Source organism: Reinekea sp. G2M2-21 (assembly GCF_015687175.1).
GTDB lineage: Bacteria > Pseudomonadota > Gammaproteobacteria > Pseudomonadales > Natronospirillaceae > Reinekea.
This window is the reverse complement of the sequence record NZ_JADPQG010000005.1, coordinates 172,034-189,564: the sequence shown is the minus strand read 5'-3', so window position 1 is coordinate 189,564 and position 17,531 is coordinate 172,034. Positions and strand designations below refer to the sequence as shown.

At 51.2% G+C, this 17,531-nt stretch carries 17 protein-coding genes; 10 read left to right on the top strand and 7 right to left on the bottom strand.

Features of this window, described 5'->3' with window-relative positions; all coding sequences use genetic code 11:
- Nucleotides 1-23 precede the first annotated feature (23 nt).
- Nucleotides 24-734, top strand: a complete 711-nt coding sequence (locus IYN85_RS18055) for an SDR family oxidoreductase (protein ID WP_196160330.1) — start codon at nucleotides 24-26, stop codon at nucleotides 732-734.
- 58 nt (nucleotides 735-792) lie between these two features.
- A complete protein-coding gene (locus tag IYN85_RS18050; RefSeq protein WP_196160329.1) occupies nucleotides 793-1,806 on the top strand; it encodes a nicotinate-nucleotide--dimethylbenzimidazole phosphoribosyltransferase in 1,014 nt (337 codons plus the stop codon).
- Nucleotides 1,807-3,372: 1,566 nt separating this feature from the next.
- Here the strand turns inward: IYN85_RS18050 and IYN85_RS18045 are convergent.
- The 3 genes from IYN85_RS18045 to IYN85_RS18035 form a co-directional block, all read right to left on the bottom strand.
- A complete protein-coding gene (locus tag IYN85_RS18045; RefSeq protein ID WP_196160328.1) occupies nucleotides 3,373-4,614 on the bottom strand; it encodes a diguanylate cyclase in 1,242 nt (413 codons plus the stop codon).
- Nucleotides 4,615-4,765: 151 nt separating this feature from the next.
- A complete protein-coding gene (locus IYN85_RS18040; protein WP_196160327.1) occupies nucleotides 4,766-6,163 on the bottom strand; it encodes a leucyl aminopeptidase family protein in 1,398 nt (465 codons plus the stop codon).
- 21 nt (nucleotides 6,164-6,184) lie between these two features.
- On the bottom strand, nucleotides 6,185-7,147 hold the full coding sequence (locus IYN85_RS18035; RefSeq protein ID WP_196160326.1) for a lipid A biosynthesis acyltransferase: 963 nt from the start codon (nucleotides 7,145-7,147) through the stop codon (nucleotides 6,185-6,187).
- 113 nt (nucleotides 7,148-7,260) lie between these two features.
- Here IYN85_RS18035 and IYN85_RS18030 point away from each other — a divergent pair, with 113 nt between their 5' ends.
- Nucleotides 7,261-7,401, top strand: coding sequence for a hypothetical protein (locus tag IYN85_RS18030; RefSeq protein WP_196160325.1), 141 nt, complete (start codon nucleotides 7,261-7,263; stop codon nucleotides 7,399-7,401).
- A 13-nt stretch (nucleotides 7,402-7,414) separates the two neighbouring features.
- Here IYN85_RS18030 and IYN85_RS18025 read toward each other — a convergent pair whose 3' ends face one another.
- Nucleotides 7,415-7,798 (bottom strand): RidA family protein, encoded by a 384-nt coding sequence (locus IYN85_RS18025; protein ID WP_230390834.1) that lies wholly within the window; start codon nucleotides 7,796-7,798, stop codon nucleotides 7,415-7,417.
- A gap of 203 nt (nucleotides 7,799-8,001) precedes the next feature.
- On the opposite strand from IYN85_RS18025, the gene speA reads away from it, so the two are divergent.
- Together speA and IYN85_RS18015 are read left to right on the top strand one after the other, a co-directional pair.
- Nucleotides 8,002-9,906, top strand: coding sequence for a biosynthetic arginine decarboxylase (gene speA, locus IYN85_RS18020; protein ID WP_196160324.1), 1,905 nt, complete (start codon nucleotides 8,002-8,004; stop codon nucleotides 9,904-9,906).
- 351 nt (nucleotides 9,907-10,257) lie between these two features.
- The gene (locus IYN85_RS18015; protein WP_196160323.1) at nucleotides 10,258-11,037 is read left to right on the top strand and encodes a GNAT family N-acetyltransferase; all 780 of its coding nucleotides are present in this window, start codon (nucleotides 10,258-10,260) and stop codon (nucleotides 11,035-11,037) included.
- Nucleotides 11,038-11,087: 50 nt separating this feature from the next.
- Here IYN85_RS18015 and IYN85_RS18010 read toward each other — a convergent pair whose 3' ends face one another.
- Complete coding sequence (locus IYN85_RS18010; protein WP_196160322.1) at nucleotides 11,088-11,981, bottom strand: nucleoside monophosphate kinase; 894 nt, start codon at nucleotides 11,979-11,981, stop codon at nucleotides 11,088-11,090.
- A gap of 209 nt (nucleotides 11,982-12,190) precedes the next feature.
- Nucleotides 12,191-12,559, bottom strand: a complete 369-nt coding sequence (locus IYN85_RS18005; RefSeq protein ID WP_196160321.1) for an SCP2 sterol-binding domain-containing protein — start codon at nucleotides 12,557-12,559, stop codon at nucleotides 12,191-12,193.
- Between the two features lie 444 nt (nucleotides 12,560-13,003).
- Here IYN85_RS18005 and IYN85_RS18000 point away from each other — a divergent pair, with 444 nt between their 5' ends.
- Nucleotides 13,004-13,219, top strand: a complete 216-nt coding sequence (locus tag IYN85_RS18000) for a hypothetical protein (RefSeq protein ID WP_196160320.1) — start codon at nucleotides 13,004-13,006, stop codon at nucleotides 13,217-13,219.
- 199 nt (nucleotides 13,220-13,418) lie between these two features.
- Here the strand turns inward: IYN85_RS18000 and IYN85_RS17995 are convergent, their stop codons facing one another.
- Complete coding sequence (locus tag IYN85_RS17995; protein WP_196160319.1) at nucleotides 13,419-13,691, bottom strand: HU family DNA-binding protein; 273 nt, start codon at nucleotides 13,689-13,691, stop codon at nucleotides 13,419-13,421.
- 252 nt (nucleotides 13,692-13,943) lie between these two features.
- Here IYN85_RS17995 and IYN85_RS17990 point away from each other — a divergent pair, with 252 nt between their 5' ends.
- The 4 genes from IYN85_RS17990 to phoR all read left to right on the top strand — a co-directional run bounded on the left by IYN85_RS17990 (nucleotide 13,944) and on the right by phoR (nucleotide 17,507).
- Nucleotides 13,944-14,480: a chorismate lyase gene (locus tag IYN85_RS17990; protein ID WP_196160318.1), complete on the top strand. Its 537-nt coding sequence runs from the start codon at nucleotides 13,944-13,946 to the stop codon at nucleotides 14,478-14,480.
- Nucleotides 14,449-15,306, top strand: a complete 858-nt coding sequence (gene ubiA / locus IYN85_RS17985; RefSeq protein ID WP_196160317.1) for a 4-hydroxybenzoate octaprenyltransferase — start codon at nucleotides 14,449-14,451, stop codon at nucleotides 15,304-15,306. The genes IYN85_RS17990 and ubiA overlap by 32 nt, the downstream gene beginning before the upstream one ends.
- A gap of 156 nt (nucleotides 15,307-15,462) precedes the next feature.
- On the top strand, nucleotides 15,463-16,170 hold the full coding sequence (gene phoB / locus IYN85_RS17980; RefSeq protein WP_196160316.1) for a phosphate regulon transcriptional regulator PhoB: 708 nt from the start codon (nucleotides 15,463-15,465) through the stop codon (nucleotides 16,168-16,170).
- Nucleotides 16,167-17,507 (top strand): phosphate regulon sensor histidine kinase PhoR, encoded by a 1,341-nt coding sequence (gene phoR, locus IYN85_RS17975; RefSeq protein ID WP_196160315.1) that lies wholly within the window; start codon nucleotides 16,167-16,169, stop codon nucleotides 17,505-17,507. The genes phoB and phoR overlap by 4 nt, the downstream gene beginning before the upstream one ends.
- The last annotated feature ends 24 nt before the right edge of the window (nucleotides 17,508-17,531 follow it).

Genomic DNA, 17,531 nt, shown 5'->3' with positions numbered 1-17,531 from the left:
ATACAGACAATGGAGGAAACATTATGAACGGCATTTCACGACGCGGTCAAACGGCACTGATCACCGGTGGTGGCAGCGGCATCGGCCTGGCCATTGCCAACCGACTGCACAGTTTGGGGATGAAGGTGATTCTGGCATCGCGACGGATCGACATGCTGGCCCGTCAGGTCGAGCGACTGAACGCCGACGGTCAGAACCAGGCCTTTGCCCTTGCCATGGACGTTCGCGAACGACAATCCGTGGTCAGTGCCCTAGCCGAACTGCCGACTGACTTTGCGGACATAGATGTACTGATCAACAACGCTGGCTTAGGCGTGACACATACACTGGAAGACTGCCCAGAAGAAGATTGGGATTTGGTGTTGGACACCACCCTGAAAGGTCCGTTTCTGGTCACTCAAGCCATCCTGCCGATCATGAAACCCAAGGGCGGCGGCTTCATTATTAATATTGCCTCGCAAGCAGCCAAATACGGCTACGCCAATGCCGGACCTTACTGCGCCGCAAAATTTGGTCTGATGGGCTTTGCCAAAGCACTGGCCGAAGAAGTACGCCCCTTTGGCATTCATGTTCACAACCTGATGCCCGCCCTGGTGCAGGTACCGGCACCAGATTCGCCGGCAGACATCAAACCAGGCTGGTTGCAGACGGACGACCTTGCGGACGCCGTTGAATACGTACTGAGTCGACCTGAGCATGTGTTTGTGGAAGACATCGGCCTAATCGGTCAATAAGGCTGAAGCGGGCAGATATCCTCTGCTACACTTCAGGAGTCACCATCAGGAAGTTGTCATGTCGATCTCATTTAACATAGTACCGGTGAGCACCTCTGCTGTAGAGCACCTGAATGCCTATACCCGCGCGCTAGGCCTACCTACCCATTCGCTGGGTATGCTGGAAAGCGTGGTGCAGAAGCTGGCCTGCATTCAGAACAGTCACGATATTGAACTGCAACAATTGCGTCATCTGGTGTTTTGCGGCGATCACGGCATTTACGACCGGTCGCATCAAGCCAACTTAAGCCCATTGTCGTCTCTCGATCATGTGAACCGTTTATTGAGAGGACAGGCTCCAGTCGCCAAGGCGTGCCATAAACATCAGGTCGATTTAACCGTCATTGACTGCGGTTTAGTCGGCGAAGAGCTTTCGCCACGCCCCAACCTGATGACCCAAAAAGTGGCTCAAGGGACCCGTGATTTTTCAATGATGCCCGCAATGACAGAAAATGAGCTGGAACGCGCGGTAAAGATCGGAGCCGAACAAGCCTCCATGAAAATGGCCGAAGGCGCTCGTGTATTGTCATTCGGCGCACTCGGTTTGGGCAACACCACCAGTGCCGCCGCAATTTGCATGGCGATGCTGGATATCTCGTCAGAATCCGCCGTCACTAATCAGAACCGACACGATCCAATGTTGAACCGGGACAAGATCGATGTTTTGACCCAATCTCTGGCCTTGCATCGGGAACACCTCACCGACGGTTGGCGCATCGTACAATATCTGGGCGGTCTGGAAATTGCTGCCATCATGGGAGCAATGGCCTCGACCGCGGAACTGGGTGGCATGTTTCTGGTGGATGGCTTCGCCTGTTCCGCCGCCATGCTAGCGTTGCATTCCATGTACCCGAACATAACTGACTATGCACAGTTCACGCATCAATCGTCGCACACCGCGCAACACGCCATCATGAAATCACTCGGTGAACGACCGCTGCTTAACCTGCATTTGGCCCTCGGCGAAGGTACGGGTTCTGTATTGGCTTGGCCGTTAATAGTGTCGGCGGTGGATTTTTTGCAAAAAGCCTAAACGGAAATTTCTGATATTTGCTTTGTATCTAGTGTCCTGAGTCGGAAGTTCGTATCGTTTCAGAGCTCATGGGAAGCGCTAGTACAAGGCGCTCTTTGTAGAGAATATCGAGATCTTTTCAAAAAGAGCAACGCCGTAATAGTGTTTTCCATGAGCTCCCTTTGGGCGCGTCATTCAAGCTCTCTAGCGTTGTTCCGTCTCTTGCCAATGGAATAACCATTGACTGCGAGACACGCCTAGCTATAAAGCTTGAATGGCACGCTGAATCCTTGCGAACTTCTGACTCAGGACACTAGGGCAGCTCTGATTAATTCAAATCACCTCAGTCCTATCAGATCGAAGGATGAGCGAGGCGTATGTTGCAGGGAATGGCGAGTCCTTTTCAAAACACACAACAAAGCTCAGTCATCGATCTGAAGGACCCGGAGGGCGGGTCTGAAATGGCAAATTTCGTTGTTAAGTCCTTTGCCAAGATAATGAATATTGCCTGCAGAACTTGCCTCGAAATTTGATCATTTCTTCACCCGCTGAGGTAGATAGCAATTATTCAGAGCTGCCCTAGGGTTTTTGCATCACTCTGTGACTTATTTTCACTGAGATTTTTTTACTTCAAGTACTAAATCTGTTCCGAAGACTATGGTTCCGTTTTAGCCAAAAGATTTCTTGGAGGATTTTTCTTTCCAAGGAGGCTGCCCCGAATGGTACTGGTACTTACCAAGTTATATTTACGTTCTGTCTGAGGTTTTTGCATCATTCAGTGACTTGGTTTCACTGGGAAACTTTCGCCGTCAAGGGCCGAACCGGTCCGACGATTCGGGCTCGGCCCTTAACAATCCCAGCCGCCGCCACAAACGACTGATCACACGTCTCAATTTCGTCTTCGACAGGTCGTTCGCGACGGCCTTCCCTGGCCGGCTCACAGGTTGTTCAAGCATCCCTGCTTGAACAACCTGTGAGACGCAAATTGCTTCGCGTGGTCGTTTGAAAGGCGGAGAAAACCGCGGCAAGAGCTACTTTCTCGATAGATAAAACCAACCTCTAAATTCTATGTTCCAAGGACTGGCGCAAATAACGGTTCCGTCACATCTGCTTTGGCTGAATTAATTGACACATCGCAACGGATTCAAGGGCATGGATGCCCTTGTAAGCGCCGCGTGTGCAGGGACGCACACTCAAGCTACCGTTCGAATGAAGTGTCAATTAAAGAAGTACACCAAAGCGGGCGACAAAGGGGGGGTTAAAATCGATTAAAAGCGAAGCCCCAATGGGCTTCGATTCGATTTTAACGACTTCACCTCTGGTGAAGGCCGGATCAAGGGGATCTCCCCTTGGAAAGAAAAATCCTCCAAGAAATCCATTGGTGGGAACCTAACCTTAGTCGCAGGACAAGATTGGCTCTTACCGAAAAAGAACACACGTTCTATAAAGCAGCTTGCCGGTGCTCCCGAAATAGAAAATATACATGCCAGGAAGGCTTAAGTAAGTGCCATTCGGGGCTGCCCCCTTGGAAAGAGAAATCCTTCCAAAATTTCCTATCAAAAACCAAACCCCAATCAATATACAAAACTACTCCACCAAAACCATATTACGACCTGCGTCCTTCGCCCGATACAACAAAATATCAGCTCGCTTCATTAAGCTTTCGACATTATCCGCAGGCGCTTGCACTAACCCTCCGCTGAAGGTGTAACCGACATCACCCGCCGCGGTATCGGCAAAATCCTGTGCTATCTGCGCGCGCAGTGCGTCCAGTAACTGAAAAGCCTTTTCCTGCTTCAAGCCCGGCATGACAATGCAAAATTCTTCGCCACCAGTACGCGCAAATAAAAACCGACCAAAACGATCCGATAACGCAGTGGCAAAGTGTTGCAGCACTTCGTCACCGACGTCATGGCCATAATCGTCGTTAATCAGTTTGAAATGATCGATATCCACCATCGCCAAACTCATGGGGGTACCATGATCCATGGCCTGATCCAGATACTTGCGCGCTTTTTCGATAAAAAACCGTCGGTTTCCGATGCCCGTCAGTGCGTCGGTATACGCCATTTCGCGCATGGTTTCCAGACGTTCCATCGACTCCACGGCTTGCATGATTCGGCAGAAAAATTCTTCGTGTGAAAAAGGCTTGTAGAGAAAATCGTTAGCACCGTTTTTGATGAATTTCGCGGACAGGTATTTATCGCCCGCGGAAGACAAACCGATGATGACCAGATCGACCTTGTCCTCCTTATGTCGAAGTTCATGGATTAATTCAAAGCCATCCATCGAGGGCATGTTGTAATCGGTTAACAACAGTTTAATGCTGTCGTCTTTACGTAAAGCCTCCAGAGCTTTCCGCCCGTCATCCACCTGTACCACCTGAAACAGATGTCGCGATAACAGCTCGACAATAAAATTGCGGGTGACGGTGGAGTCTTCCGCCACCAGCACTTTGATGTGTTTATTGCGGTTCAAGCGATTCACCAGATTAACCGCATACTGATAACTGTAACGCCCTTCCTTCAGGACGTAATCGACAATGCCCCGGCGCGTCAGTGCATCGCGTTTTTCGTCGTCAACACTGCCGGTTAACACAATGGTCGGGATCCCCATGCCCAGTACATCATCAACCAGTTCACCATGAGGCGCATCGGGCAGGTTCAAATCAATAATAGCGGCCAGCCAATCGTTGCGCTCGGCTAACTTAACCATGGCCTCCTTCCGGCTGCTGGCATAAACCAGATTAAACGCCAAACTGCGCCCGGCGATATGCTTTAAGATTTTCTGAACAACACTTGAATCTTCAACGATTAACACAGACGGCACAGCGTAAACTCCACATCGGCACACAATGCTTTCAGTCTAGCAGTCATTTTGAGGCAGGCAGAAAATGCGTCGAGAGGAAAATTTCAAGCGGGAGGAGACGCGCTCGAACCGGCATCGGTTCGAGCGCTTGAGAGAAGACTTACCGTGTTGGTTAGAACAGCATTTTAAACAGGTTTTGGGTTAGCCGGATGCCAAAGCCGGTAATGTCGGTCGACACATGCGCCAAGCCGCCCTTGTGCACCGCTGATGCCAGATCGACATGCACCCAGGGCACATTCGGTTCAATGAATCGGCTTAAAAAGCGAGCGGCATCGATGTGGTCCGACGACTTACCCGGATTGCACTGTTGGATATCGGCAATGTTACTTTTGATGTTCTCATCGTAATCGGCATCGATCGGAAACGGCCAGATGCGCTCACCACTTTGCTTGCCCGCTTCGATCAGCGGTAAAAACCACGGTTCATGGTTGGTAAAGACGCCAGAATAACGAGTAGACAGTGCCGCAATGCAGGCACCGGTCAGGGTCGCATAATCGATGACCGCCTTGGGGTGCTCGCGCGAGGCCAATGTCAGAGTGTCGGCCAAAATCATGCGACCTTCGGCGTCCGTGTCGACCACTTCAATGGTCGTACCGTTGAGCGCCCTGACCCATTCGTTAGCATGATAAGCGCCAGAACCAATGTGGTTATCGGTTAACGCCAACCAACCGGTCATATTCACTTTTTCGCCACGCCGGGTTGCGGCCAGCATGTTGCCCAGCACAACAGCGCTGCCATTCATATCGCCGTTCATGCCAAACATGGAACCGCCGGTTTTCAGGTTGTAGCCACCGGTATCCATGGTCACGCCTTTGCCCACCAGCGCAATGGTGTCCACCGAGTCTGGGTTACCTTTGTAGTGAACCCGGACGATGGAAGCTTCTTTGTTCATGGAACCTCGCGCTACGGCCAAAAAGGCACCGGCACCCATTTTTTCAAGCTCTTTATAACGGTACACCTTACATTCCCAGCCTTCTGTTTCAGCTAGTTCTTCAATGAGTTCGCGATACGACCAGGGGTTTAACTCATTAGCGGGCAACGCCGTCAAATAACGAGTGTAGGCATTACCTTCAGCTTCCGCTTGGCGCAGCGAGATGGTCTCGGCATCGATAGGTCCAAGCAGACTGATGGTTAATTCACGTTTTGCCGGTTGGTTCTTTTTAAAGGTTGGCAGCTCGTACTGAGCGGCCAAAGCGGCACTGAGCAACGCCTGCATGTGGTCGGCATCGTCAGCGATCAGCACCAGGTGGCGATCGTCTTTGCGCATGGCACCTAACACCATGGCGCGCGCCAGAGTTAAACGTTCAAATTCCGAAACCGTCTTTGGCGCTTTGCCAAAGGACCACAGCACACCACTGGGCAGTAATTGGCGTAAACGTCGCTCGCCGTTCAGATGCTGGTTGATCAGTGCATGTTCGGATGTTTCCCGCCATTCAATACAACAGTCGGCGTCTGCGGGCAGTGTCGTCACCTGTTGCAGTTGTAGTTGCGGGTAATCAAATGTTTTCATGAATATCCTTGTGGTAACGGGTTAACGATAAACTGAAGCTTCGCCTTCAGGTCGTGTCTTAAAACGTTTATGCAGCCAGAGATACTGTTCGGGGTGACATCGAATGCGTGACTCCAGCCATTCATTAATCCATCGCGCATCGGCAACGTCGTCTCCACTCGGTATAGCAACCGGTGCTTCGATATTCAACACAAAGCCCCGATGATCGTCTGTCCGATAGGCACTGACAGGTAATACGATCGCATCGCCCATCTTGGCCAGTTTACTGGTCATGGTGATGGTGGCAGTGGGGATATTGAAAAACGGCACAAACACCGAAGCTTTCCGACCATAGTCCTGATCGGGGGCATACCAGATTGCCCCGCCCTGCTTCAGCTCTCGAAGTAAGCCTTTCATGTCTTTACGCGCCAGGGTTTTCTTGCTGTAGCGCTCGCGGGCACGGGTCATGAAGTAATTAAACAGCGCATTATCGTGTTTGCGGTAGACAACCGAAAACTCACAGATCCCGATCAACAGCGCGCCGAGAATATCAATGGGTCCGAAATGACCGCTGAGCACCAAAATGCCGCGGCCGGAGGCCACTGCGTCTTTGTAATGCTGCAGCCCTTCGATGTGAAATGGCACCGATGTCACCGGCCGACACCAGGCGTGAGCGGTTTCAAAAAAGTTCAACGTATTGGAGAAAAAGGTCTGTTTAACCAGTCGATGCTGTTCGGCAGCGCTCAATTCGGGAAAGCACAGTCGGATATTGGTTTGCGCCACTTTGCGCCGGCTGGGCACCAAACGGTACAACAACCCGGCAATTACCCGCGACAAGCCCAACCGTACTGGAATGGGCAACCAAGCCATCAGATAGATTCCGCCGATACCAAACCAGGCGGGCCAATAACGAGGGGACAGGAAATCGCGATAACGTTGAACCTCCGTCACCCGCGAGTCTTTCTGGTTCCGCTTGAGTGGCGGACGGTGTTTTGCTTGACCCATTCAGGAATAACTCATTTAATAACGTTCGACAAAGGATGTGCCGATGAAACCCAAGGAACGTGAGAGTATGCCGCAAATACCGGCGGCGTTAAACCAACAACCAAAGAGTTATCATGGCCAAACCACTTCCGAAAATTTTGACCAATCGTAAAGCGGCTCATTTACTGATCGCCAAACTGCAGAACCTGCAAATTCGTTTTGAGGGCTGGAAAGACGCTCGCGCCGCACGCAAAGCACGGGCACGAAAGCCTTAATACCGAGGGCTGATCAGCCCAGTTCTACGATACCGTCCATCTCCACTGCCGCGCCTTTGGGCAATTGAGCCACGCCGATGGCGGCACGGGCCGGATATGGCTGTTCGAAATATTGAGCCATTACTTCGTTAACCAACGCGAAATGGCTTAAATCCGTTAAAAAAATGTTCAGTTTGACGATATCCTGCAAGCTGCCACCAGCAGCTTCGCACACAGCGCTCAGATTTTTGAACACCTGGTGAATCTGCGCCGCCATATCCGTGTCGACCAGCGTCATGGTGGCCGGATCCAACGGGATTTGACCCGACAGATAGACTGTGGAACCGACTTTTACCGCCTGCGAATAGGTGCCGATGGCGGCAGGTGCATTGTCGGTCGCAATTATTATTTTGCTCATTATGATTTCTCCTTGTAAAAAGTGTTTTCAACCTGCTTAAATAGCGCCCCTTTTACAAACCCGGAGTAAGGGTCTGTACTAAGGTAAACCGTTTTTTCACGCAAAGGTTACTTTGGAAGTGTGCCCATTACCACTGTCTGGCAATGGAAGACACACCGGCGAACGAGGGTTCGTAGCCAAAGTCCGTTAACGGAGTTTCTGCTATGGTCTGGACTGTGAGCGACGCGATTGAGCTGTACAACATTAATCGCTGGTCAGAAGGTTATTTTACCGTCAATGAAAATGGCGATACGGTGGTAAATGCCAACCAAAAAACCTCGCTTAAGGATATCGTTCTGGCCGCCAGAACCCGTGGACTGCAATTGCCATTATTGGTGCGTTTTCCGCACATTCTGCACGACCGCGTCGCGCAGATCACCAGTGCCTTTAAAGCCGCGATTGAAAACGAGCATTACCGCAATATCTACCAGCCACTGTATCCCATCAAAGTGAATCAGCAGCGCCGGGTGGTCGAAGAGATCATTAAAGGTCAGCAACTAGCGGGTGCCGCCCGCATTGGTCTGGAAGCAGGCAGTAAGCCGGAGTTGATGGCGGTCTTGGCCGAAGCATCCCGTGGTGCCACCACAATTGTCTGTAACGGCTATAAAGATGAAGAATACATTCGCCTGGCATTATCGGCGGAAAAACTCGGTCACCACGTTTATCTGGTGGTTGAAAAATCCAGTGAAGTCGATTGGATTCTCGACATTTCCAACGAACTGAAAGTGCTGCCACGTATCGGTGTGCGCGCCAGACTGGCCAGCATTGGCAAAGGCAAGTGGGAAAACTCTGGCGGCGAAAAATCCAAATTTGGCTTAACCGCTTCTGAAATTCTGGCGGTCACTGAACGGTTACGCGAACACGACCGGTTAGATTGCTTTCAGCTGTTGCACTTTCATCTGGGGTCACAGATCGCCAACATCCGCGACATTCAGTTGGGTTTGCGCGAGTGTGCTCGCTTCTATGTTGAACTGCGCCATCTGGATGTGCCTATCAACATTGTCGACGTGGGCGGCGGTTTGGGTGTTGATTACGAAGGCACCCGCTCGCGCGAATCCTGCTCCATGAACTATTCAACTCAGGAATACGCCAATAACGTTGTTTATGCGTTTCGTGAAGCCTGTGAAAACGAAGGCCTGCCCCACCCGATGATTTTCAGTGAATCCGGGCGTGCAGTAACAGCACATCACGCCGTACTGATCGCCGACGTGGCCGAAGAAGAAACGCCCGATGTCGTCGTGCCAGAGTGTCCAGCAGAAGACTCGCCGAGCATCCTAAAAGAGCTCTGGTATTGTTATCAATGCACCAAAATTCACGAGCGCCCCTACGCGGAGCTCTACCACGATGCGACCTACTTCCTGAAGGATGTACACGACGCCTACAACCAGGGCTTCCTGACATTACAGCAGCGCGCGCACGCTGAAGATATGTCGCGCGCCATTAACCAGATCATCAGTGAGCGGTTAAACCCGGCAAAACGCGCCCATCGTGACATGCTGGATGACCTCAATGAAAAAATGGCCACCAAGCTGTTCGTTAACTTCTCCATGTTCCAGTCGTTGCCGGACGTTTGGGGGATCGATCAGATCTTCCCGATTCTGCCACTGACCGGACTTGACCGGGAACCGGCCATTCGGGGTGTATTGCAGGACATTACCTGCGACTCAGACGGCAAGATCGATTATTACGTCGATGGTGAAGGTGTGGAATCCACTATTCCTCTGCCAGAATGGCAACGTGGTGAGCGTCCATGGCTGGGCTTCTTCATGGTCGGTGCCTATCAGGAAATTCTCGGCGATTTGCACAATCTGTTTGGCGACACCAACAGCCTGGATGCTGTCTTCGACGAAGATGGTTCGCTGGTGCTGCAAAATGCCAAGAAAGGCGACACCATTGAACAGGTGCTTAACTACGTTGATTTTCCGGAGCACATGCTGGTCGCCGCCTATCAACGACAGCTCGAAGAAAGCTCCATGCCGTTGAGTGAACGGCAGCTCTTTCTGGATCAGTACCGCAAAGGCCTGAAACAGATCACCTACCTGGAACCAAGGCAAAAGGCAGAGGAGTAATGCGCTGCGCCTTTTGCGGCAAACCCTATACCGGCCCCTACCCGAGAAAAACGGCAGGGGTCCATACCGTCCTTTGTGAGCACTGCCATCGCGCATTTATCATTCATGTTGTTAAACGTTGGTGGGGTTATCAACGCTCTGCGCATGTGCGATAGGGTCCTTCTCAAAACACACAACAATGCTCAGTCATCGATCTGAACGGCCCGGAGGGCGAGTCTAAAACAGCAAATTTCTGCACCCGCTGAAGTAGACGGCAATTATTCAGAGTTGCCTTAGCTTTTGACGTGGACGGCTGGTGTTCACTGCCTTTATGATGCACTTCCGTGACGGCAGCCCAAACTGAGAACCGCCTTGCTCAACCCAACAACAAACAAAGCCGAACTCTACCGTTTTTTAAGTCAATCACCTGAACTGCAACTCTATGCTATCGGCGACCTGGAAGATTTTTTCTGGGCCCGCTGTCGATACTTCGCGCACTGGGAAAACGACGGAATTGTCGCGGTGATTGTGGTTTACCAAACCCCAGATCTGCCCATTGTATTAGCGCTGGGAGACCGGACGGATTTGCTGTCATCCATGTTAGTTGAACTGCTGCCAACCCTGGGCGAACGGGTTTATGCGCACGTCAATGACGGTTGTGTGCCGGCGGTTCAAACGGTCATGCGCACAACCTATCATGAACGGCAACGACGCATGATCTTACGCCAGCATCCGCAACCCGCTGCCCCCGCCGAAGCCATCACAACCTTTGGTCCAGCAGACGCTGAACGGCTGAGCAACTTTTATCAACTCAGCTACCCAAACAACTGGTTTGATCCGGACATGCTCAGCCAGCACACCTTTACCGGATATGTGCACCATCATCAGTTGGTCAGTGTGGCGGGGATTCATGTTTACTCGCCGACCTATCACGTCGCGGCGCTGGGCAACATCGCAACTCACCCGGATTTCCGGGGACAGGGGTTTGCCGGTCGAAGCATTACAGCCTTGTGCGAACGATTACTTACCACGGTTGAACTGATTGGTCTGAATGTTCACAGCGAAAACACGTCGGCCATTCAATGCTATGAAAAGATCGGTTTTGAAACGTTTGCGGATTTTTCGGAAATGATGCTCGAACGCGTTGGCTAAGCATAAGGAAATGGCGCACAGAAAAATATTCTGCGCGCGGGTAAATAAGCCTACTTTGAATCACCGTTAAGAATGTCGTTCAGCACCACACGTGGTACGCCCATGGCGCGTAGTACGCTGGTGACAACGGCATTGATCGACGCATCCAGATTAAATTGAGGTCCTTGTGGCGTGTCGTCATACACAGGCTGGTGTGCATCAATTAACGCGATCCGATCCGAGCCCAACTTGGTTTTCATGAAATCCACGCTCGGTTGCACGTTCTCAATATAAAACTGAAACCGTTTGTGCAGGCTTTCTTTATCATCATCGGCACGGCCTCGGGCTTGCGCACGAGACATCATTTCCTGACGGCTGATACTCAGGTGCAGCACTTTCAGAACCGGAATATCCATAGACGCCAGAAAGTCGAGTAAGTGTTCGGCGGCGCGCTCGGTACGGGGGTAACCATCGAGAATAAAGGTTTCTTCACGCGTGGAGCGGGCCTGTTCGATATGAGCAGCAACAAAATTCTCGGTCCAACGGTTCGGCACCAGCAAGCCGTTCATGGTACAGAACTCCAGCCATTCCAGCTGTGAGGTAAACAGGTCCATGCCGGTTTTCTGAAAATATTTTTCCAATGAAGACTGGTAAGAGCGCACTTTGGCACTCAGCGATTCGGTGGTGTCAACGCAATCGAAAATGTTTGTTTGCGCGCTGAGTTCATATTTGGTGGCTAGCAGCTCGGCAAAGTCAGGGTCTTCTTTGGCGCCGCGAAAGGTACTGCGCAGGATTTCACCCATCGATAAATGCGCTTCGGGTCGAATCGACAACGTCCGGCACAACGCATTGGCAACTTCACCCTTACCACAGCTTGAAGGTCCGGTCAGTATGATAACCCCGGGTTCCCTTACCTTAACCTTCTCTACTTCTACCAATGACTTGAAACGATTCTCAACGGCCATACCTTTCCCTCACTTAACCCATTAACAGCTTAGAACTCATTTCAGCGGGCGCCAGTCATGGTTAACCGGGCACCGCCGTGACTCTAAGGCAAAACGGGGGCATATTCGCGGGGAATGGCTGTGAACGCAAGACTCTTGCGTCAATAATTACGGAACGGGACCGGAAAGCCCAAAACAATGGCAACCGGTCTTTAAACGGGTGTGGGTAATCAGCGAATGTATTTAAGCGATTTCTGGAACCACATCAGCAACATGACGTCACCTTCAACCACGACCTTTTTGTCCTGTACGGCACGCATAAACGCGTTTTTGTCTTTGCCACTGGCCATGGCCCACAACACCTGAAAACCGTTTTTGGCATTCGCAAAGCGAATGGTCATATCCGCATCGTCGACTTCTTTCGCAGCACTGGACACTTGCTGATCCCGGAATTTCAGAAACCGGGTTACATTGCGTTCATCGGTAGCAAATTGAATGGTTTTTTCTACATTCTGCAGGTAATCCCGCATCGATTCATTACGGCGCACCGAGCGTTTGTACATCACGGCCATTAACCATAACAGGACTCTTAATTTCATATTCTGGCTTTCCATTCAAACAGTTGTTTGAATTATGACGAAAAAAGGACAGATGTACAGCAATAGCTGCTATTCATCGGGTTAATACTCGTTAGCCATTGCGACATGAGTCAGCTGAGCGTTTGTTGGCGAAAAACAACCATCCGTTCTGGTCATTGGGGTTGGGTTCTTCTCGAAAGACGATTTCGGAAGTTTTTTTCAAAGGGGCAGCCCGAAAGATACTTACTTAAGCTGAGCCGGTTTATTTTTTTGGCATTTGCTTCATGCAATGACATAGCTTTACTTTGAATTTTTCTTTCCAAGGGGAGTTCCCCTTGCACCCCCTTTTGTCGCCCGCTTTGGTGCTCTTCCTCAATTGCCACGTACTTCGAACGGTCGCTTGAGCGTGCTTCCCTGCACGCGCGGCGCTCCCAAGGGCATCCATGCCCTTGGATCCGTTGCGACGTGCCAATTAAATCAGCCAAAGCAGATACGACAGAACAGTTATTTACACCAATGTCGGCAATGGTATTCGACTGGTTAGTCAAAAAGTTGGGCGTGACAGAAATCGAATGCACAAATGTCTATCAAGAAAGTGATTCATACGTTTTTTTACCGCCTTTCAAACGACCACGCGAAACCATTGATGTCTCACAGGCAGATCAAGCAGCGATGCTCTAATAAATGAGCTGAAAATGACGGTCCTTGACGGCGAAAACATCACAGGAAAACCAAGTCACCGAATGATGCTAATGCCACAGATGCAAAGCAGATACAAAGCAGATGCGCTTAAGACTGCCCTATTGAAAAGCCCCCTTTTCGGCAAGCGAAAAAAAAGAGGCCAACGCCTCTTTTCCTTACAGAACTAATAATGTCACGTTCAGTTCACAGCATCTTTCAACGCTTTGCCCGCTTTGAAAGCAACAGTATTGCTTGCTGGGATTTCGATTTCAGCACCCGTCTGAGGGTTTTTGCCCTTACGCTTGGCACGTGAGCGTGCTTCAAAAGTTCCGAAACCCACCAGGGTAACAGACTCTTTCTTCGCAACGGTTTGGGTAATCTGATCTAACAAGACGTTGAGCACTTCGCCAGCCTTGTCTTTGGTTAAATCGGCACGTTCAGCAATCGCAGCCGCTAATTCAGGTTTTCGCATGGCAACTTCCTTCACAATCATTATTTTTATTAATCGTATACCGGCTTTTCACCTATCCAGATGCAGCGGTAATGATGAACCCTAGATTAACCACCTCTTAAGGGGTTTGCCAAGCCCCATCGGTCAAAAACTGGTCGACTTTCTTCCAAATCCACCTATATTTTCAGAAAAAATGGCCTTAACCGGTTTTTGACTGGAGTCGACTGAGGCTCGCGCGTTAAACTGGCGCCACATTATGACGTCTATATTACCGTGACCCGACTGATCCAAGACCCAGATACCCGTCTGCATCGCTGGCACCCGATCGCGCAGATCCGGTCGACCATACCCGATGCCTATCGCCCCTGGATACACTTGCCCGGAAGCCTGACCAAGGCCTTGCGGGAACGTTCGGATCAGTTCTCGGTTGAGGTTCTGGCTCAAGAACACATCATTGTGTCATTGCCCATCGACGGCCTGGAACACCGGGCTGGTGCACGAGGCTACTTTTCCCGCAAAGTTTTGCTGAAGCATGGCAACACGCCCTGGGTCGCCGCTCATACACTGGTCCCGGAGACCAGTCTACGGCATGGACTGGGCCAGCTGACTCACTTGGAAAACAAGCCCTTAGGTGAGTTGCTGTTTTCCACACCGGGCGTCGAAAAGGACCATCTACAAGCCTGCGAGACGGAAGTGGGCTGGGGTCGACGCGCTCGCTACCTGTTGCACCGACAACCCTTGCTGGTCACCGAATTCTTTTTACCCGATTTGATAGAACATGAATACAAACGCCTTACCACATTATATTAAACTGACCCGCCTCGATCGTCCGATTGGCATTTATCTGTTGCTGTGGCCAACCGTAATGGCATTGTGGCTGGCCGCCGAAGGCTTTCCGGATCTGAAAACCCTTTTTATTTTCGTCGCGGGTGTGGTTTTTATGCGCTCGGCCGGATGTGTCATCAACGATTACGCCGACCGTAAGATCGACGGTCACGTAAAACGTACCCTGAACCGGCCGCTGGCTGTTGGTCTTGTGTCGGAAAAGGAAGCCATCACGCTGTTTTCATCGCTTATCGTGCTGTCTTTTATTCTTGTGTTGTTCACCAATCCGTTAACGGTCAAATTATCCTTCATCGCCGCGGCACTGGCCTCCAGCTACCCCTTTATGAAGCGCTTTACCTATCTGCCTCAAGTGGTATTGGGTGCGGCGTTTGCGTGGGCGATCCCGATGGCTTACACCGCTCTTAGTGTGCCATTGCAGGATTTGACCTGGTTGCTGTTCAGCGCCACGGTGATCTGGACGGTGGTGTATGACACCCTCTATGCCATGGTTGACCGGGACGATGACCTGAAAATCGGTGTCCGTTCCACAGCCATCCTGTTTGGCGAATCGGACCGTCTCATGGTCGGCCTGTTGCAAATCCTGGCTTGGTTGACCTGGCTGGTGATTGGCGTAAAAGCGGAGCTGGGCGTGTTTTGGTGGTTGGCGATGGCCGTGGTTGCCGGGCTGTTCGGTTATCAACAATGGTTGATACGCGAGCGAGATCGTGATGCCTGCTTTAAGGCATTTTTGAACAACCACTGGGTCGGTTTGGCGCTGTTTGGCGCGGTGGTTTTAGAATATATCGGATGACGATTCCGGACAGATACCCGAAACAAGCGAGAATCCGAGTCAAAACGAACGGCTAAATCCTAACTTTTTGACATTCTCGTGACATCTGTAACACTTTTGTCATCAAAGCTTCGTTAAATGGCCATACGACTCTAAACGTAACCACGGTATTGCACTATGTCTACCCGCAGCATATTGATTGTCGACGATGAATCGGCCATCCGCGAAGTCATCGCCGCCGCATTGGAAATGGCTGGCTATCGCACCATCGAAGCAGGCAACGCCACCGACGCTCATAGTCTGGTGGTCGACCAGAAACCTGACCTCATCCTGCTCGACTGGATGATGCCCAACGTCAGTGGTGTTGAACTAGCGCGTCGTTTAAAACGTGACCCGCTGACCGCCGAAATCCCCATTATCATGCTCACCGCCAAAGGTGAAGAAGACCACAAAATTTCCGGGCTCGAAGCCGGCGCTGACGACTACATCACCAAACCCTTTTCACCCCGTGAACTAGTGGCGCGCCTGAAAGCGGTACTACGACGATCCACTCCAGCAGGCATCGACGCCCCGATTGAAGTGAATGGCTTGAAACTGGACCCAAATTCACACCGCGTGACGGCACACGGCGATGAGCTGACCATGGGGCCTACAGAGTTCCGGCTGTTGCAGTTTTTTATGAGCCACGCAGAACGTGCCTATACCCGCAGCCAGTTATTGGATCAGGTTTGGGGTGGCAACGTTTATGTTGACGAACGAACGGTCGATGTCCATATTCGTCGCCTGCGCAAAGCATTGGGCGATGAATTCAAGTCGCTGATTCAAACGGTCAGGGGAACCGGTTATCGTTTCTCCACGAAGGAAGTTGAAACGGACAATTCATGATTCGCGATCTACGCCGTAGCCATTATCAACAGCTGACTGTTTATCTTCTGATTATCTTTGCGGTTGGCTGGTTTTTCGGTCGCCCCTGGGTATTTGTCGCCGTTGCGGCCATTGGCTACCTCATCTGGATTCTCTATCAACAGCATCGCCTGATTGCCTGGCTCATTGCCGGTGCAAAAAAAACGCCACCGGAAGCAGTCGGCCTTTGGGGGGTTGTGTTTGATCATCTGTACCGGGTTCAGCGCGATCATCGCAAACAGATCCGCAATTACCGCGACATCGTCAAACGCATTCGCTCATCCACCGAAGCACTAAACGACGGCATTATTCTGCTGGACAACGATGGCAGCATTCAATGGTGGAACAGCGCAGCAAAAGACTTGCTCCGGCTGCGCAAAGAAGACACCGGGCAGCTACTGACGAACCTGGTGCGAGAACCGAAATTCGTGCAGTTTTACAACAAAAGCAAGCACAACGAACCGATCACGCTCGATAACCCGGCCCACCAGGGCAAGCACATGCAAATTGCCATGACGGTGTTTGGCAAAGGTGAACGATTGTTATTATTGCGCGATGTCAGTCGACTGAAGCAGTTGGAGCAAATGCGGCAGGACTTCGTAGCCAACGCGTCACACGAGTTGAAAACACCGCTGACGGTTTTAACCGGTCATCTGGAAAACATTCTCGAATATTCCGAAGACCTGAACCCTGGCATGATCAAATCATTAACCAGCATGAACAACCAGACCAAACGAATGAACAATCTGGTCAATGATCTATTGATGCTGACGCGGCTCGACTCTGCCAACGGCAGTTTTGAAGGCACGGAAATTGTGATGTCTGAGTTTTTACAGCAGGTCGCTGACGACGCCGTGGCGCTTTCCGCGGAACGCGAACATGAATTTGAGATTCAATGCCAGACGGCGCTGAACCTGAAAGGGAAGCCGGGTGAAATCCGTTCAGCGGTGAATAACCTGGTATTTAATGCTGTGCATTACAGCCCGGCGGGCAGCAAGATTACTCTGACTTGGGCAGCCACCCTGTCTGGCGCTGTACTCAGTGTCTCGGATGAAGGCCAAGGCATTGATCAACACCACATTCCGCGATTAACCGAACGCTTTTACCGTGCCGACCCGGGTCGCTCTTCCGATACCGGTGGTACCGGGCTGGGATTAGCCATTGTCAAGCACGCACTGCAACACCACAATGCCCGGCTGGACATCAGCTCCACGAAAAACAAAGGCTCAACCTTCAGTTGCGTGTTTCCCAAAGAACGGCTGATCAACCCGTTAACCGAAGAAGAAGATGAAGATGCCGCGGAACCGGTGCAATACTGATCCGTTGCACCGATCTCATCAGCT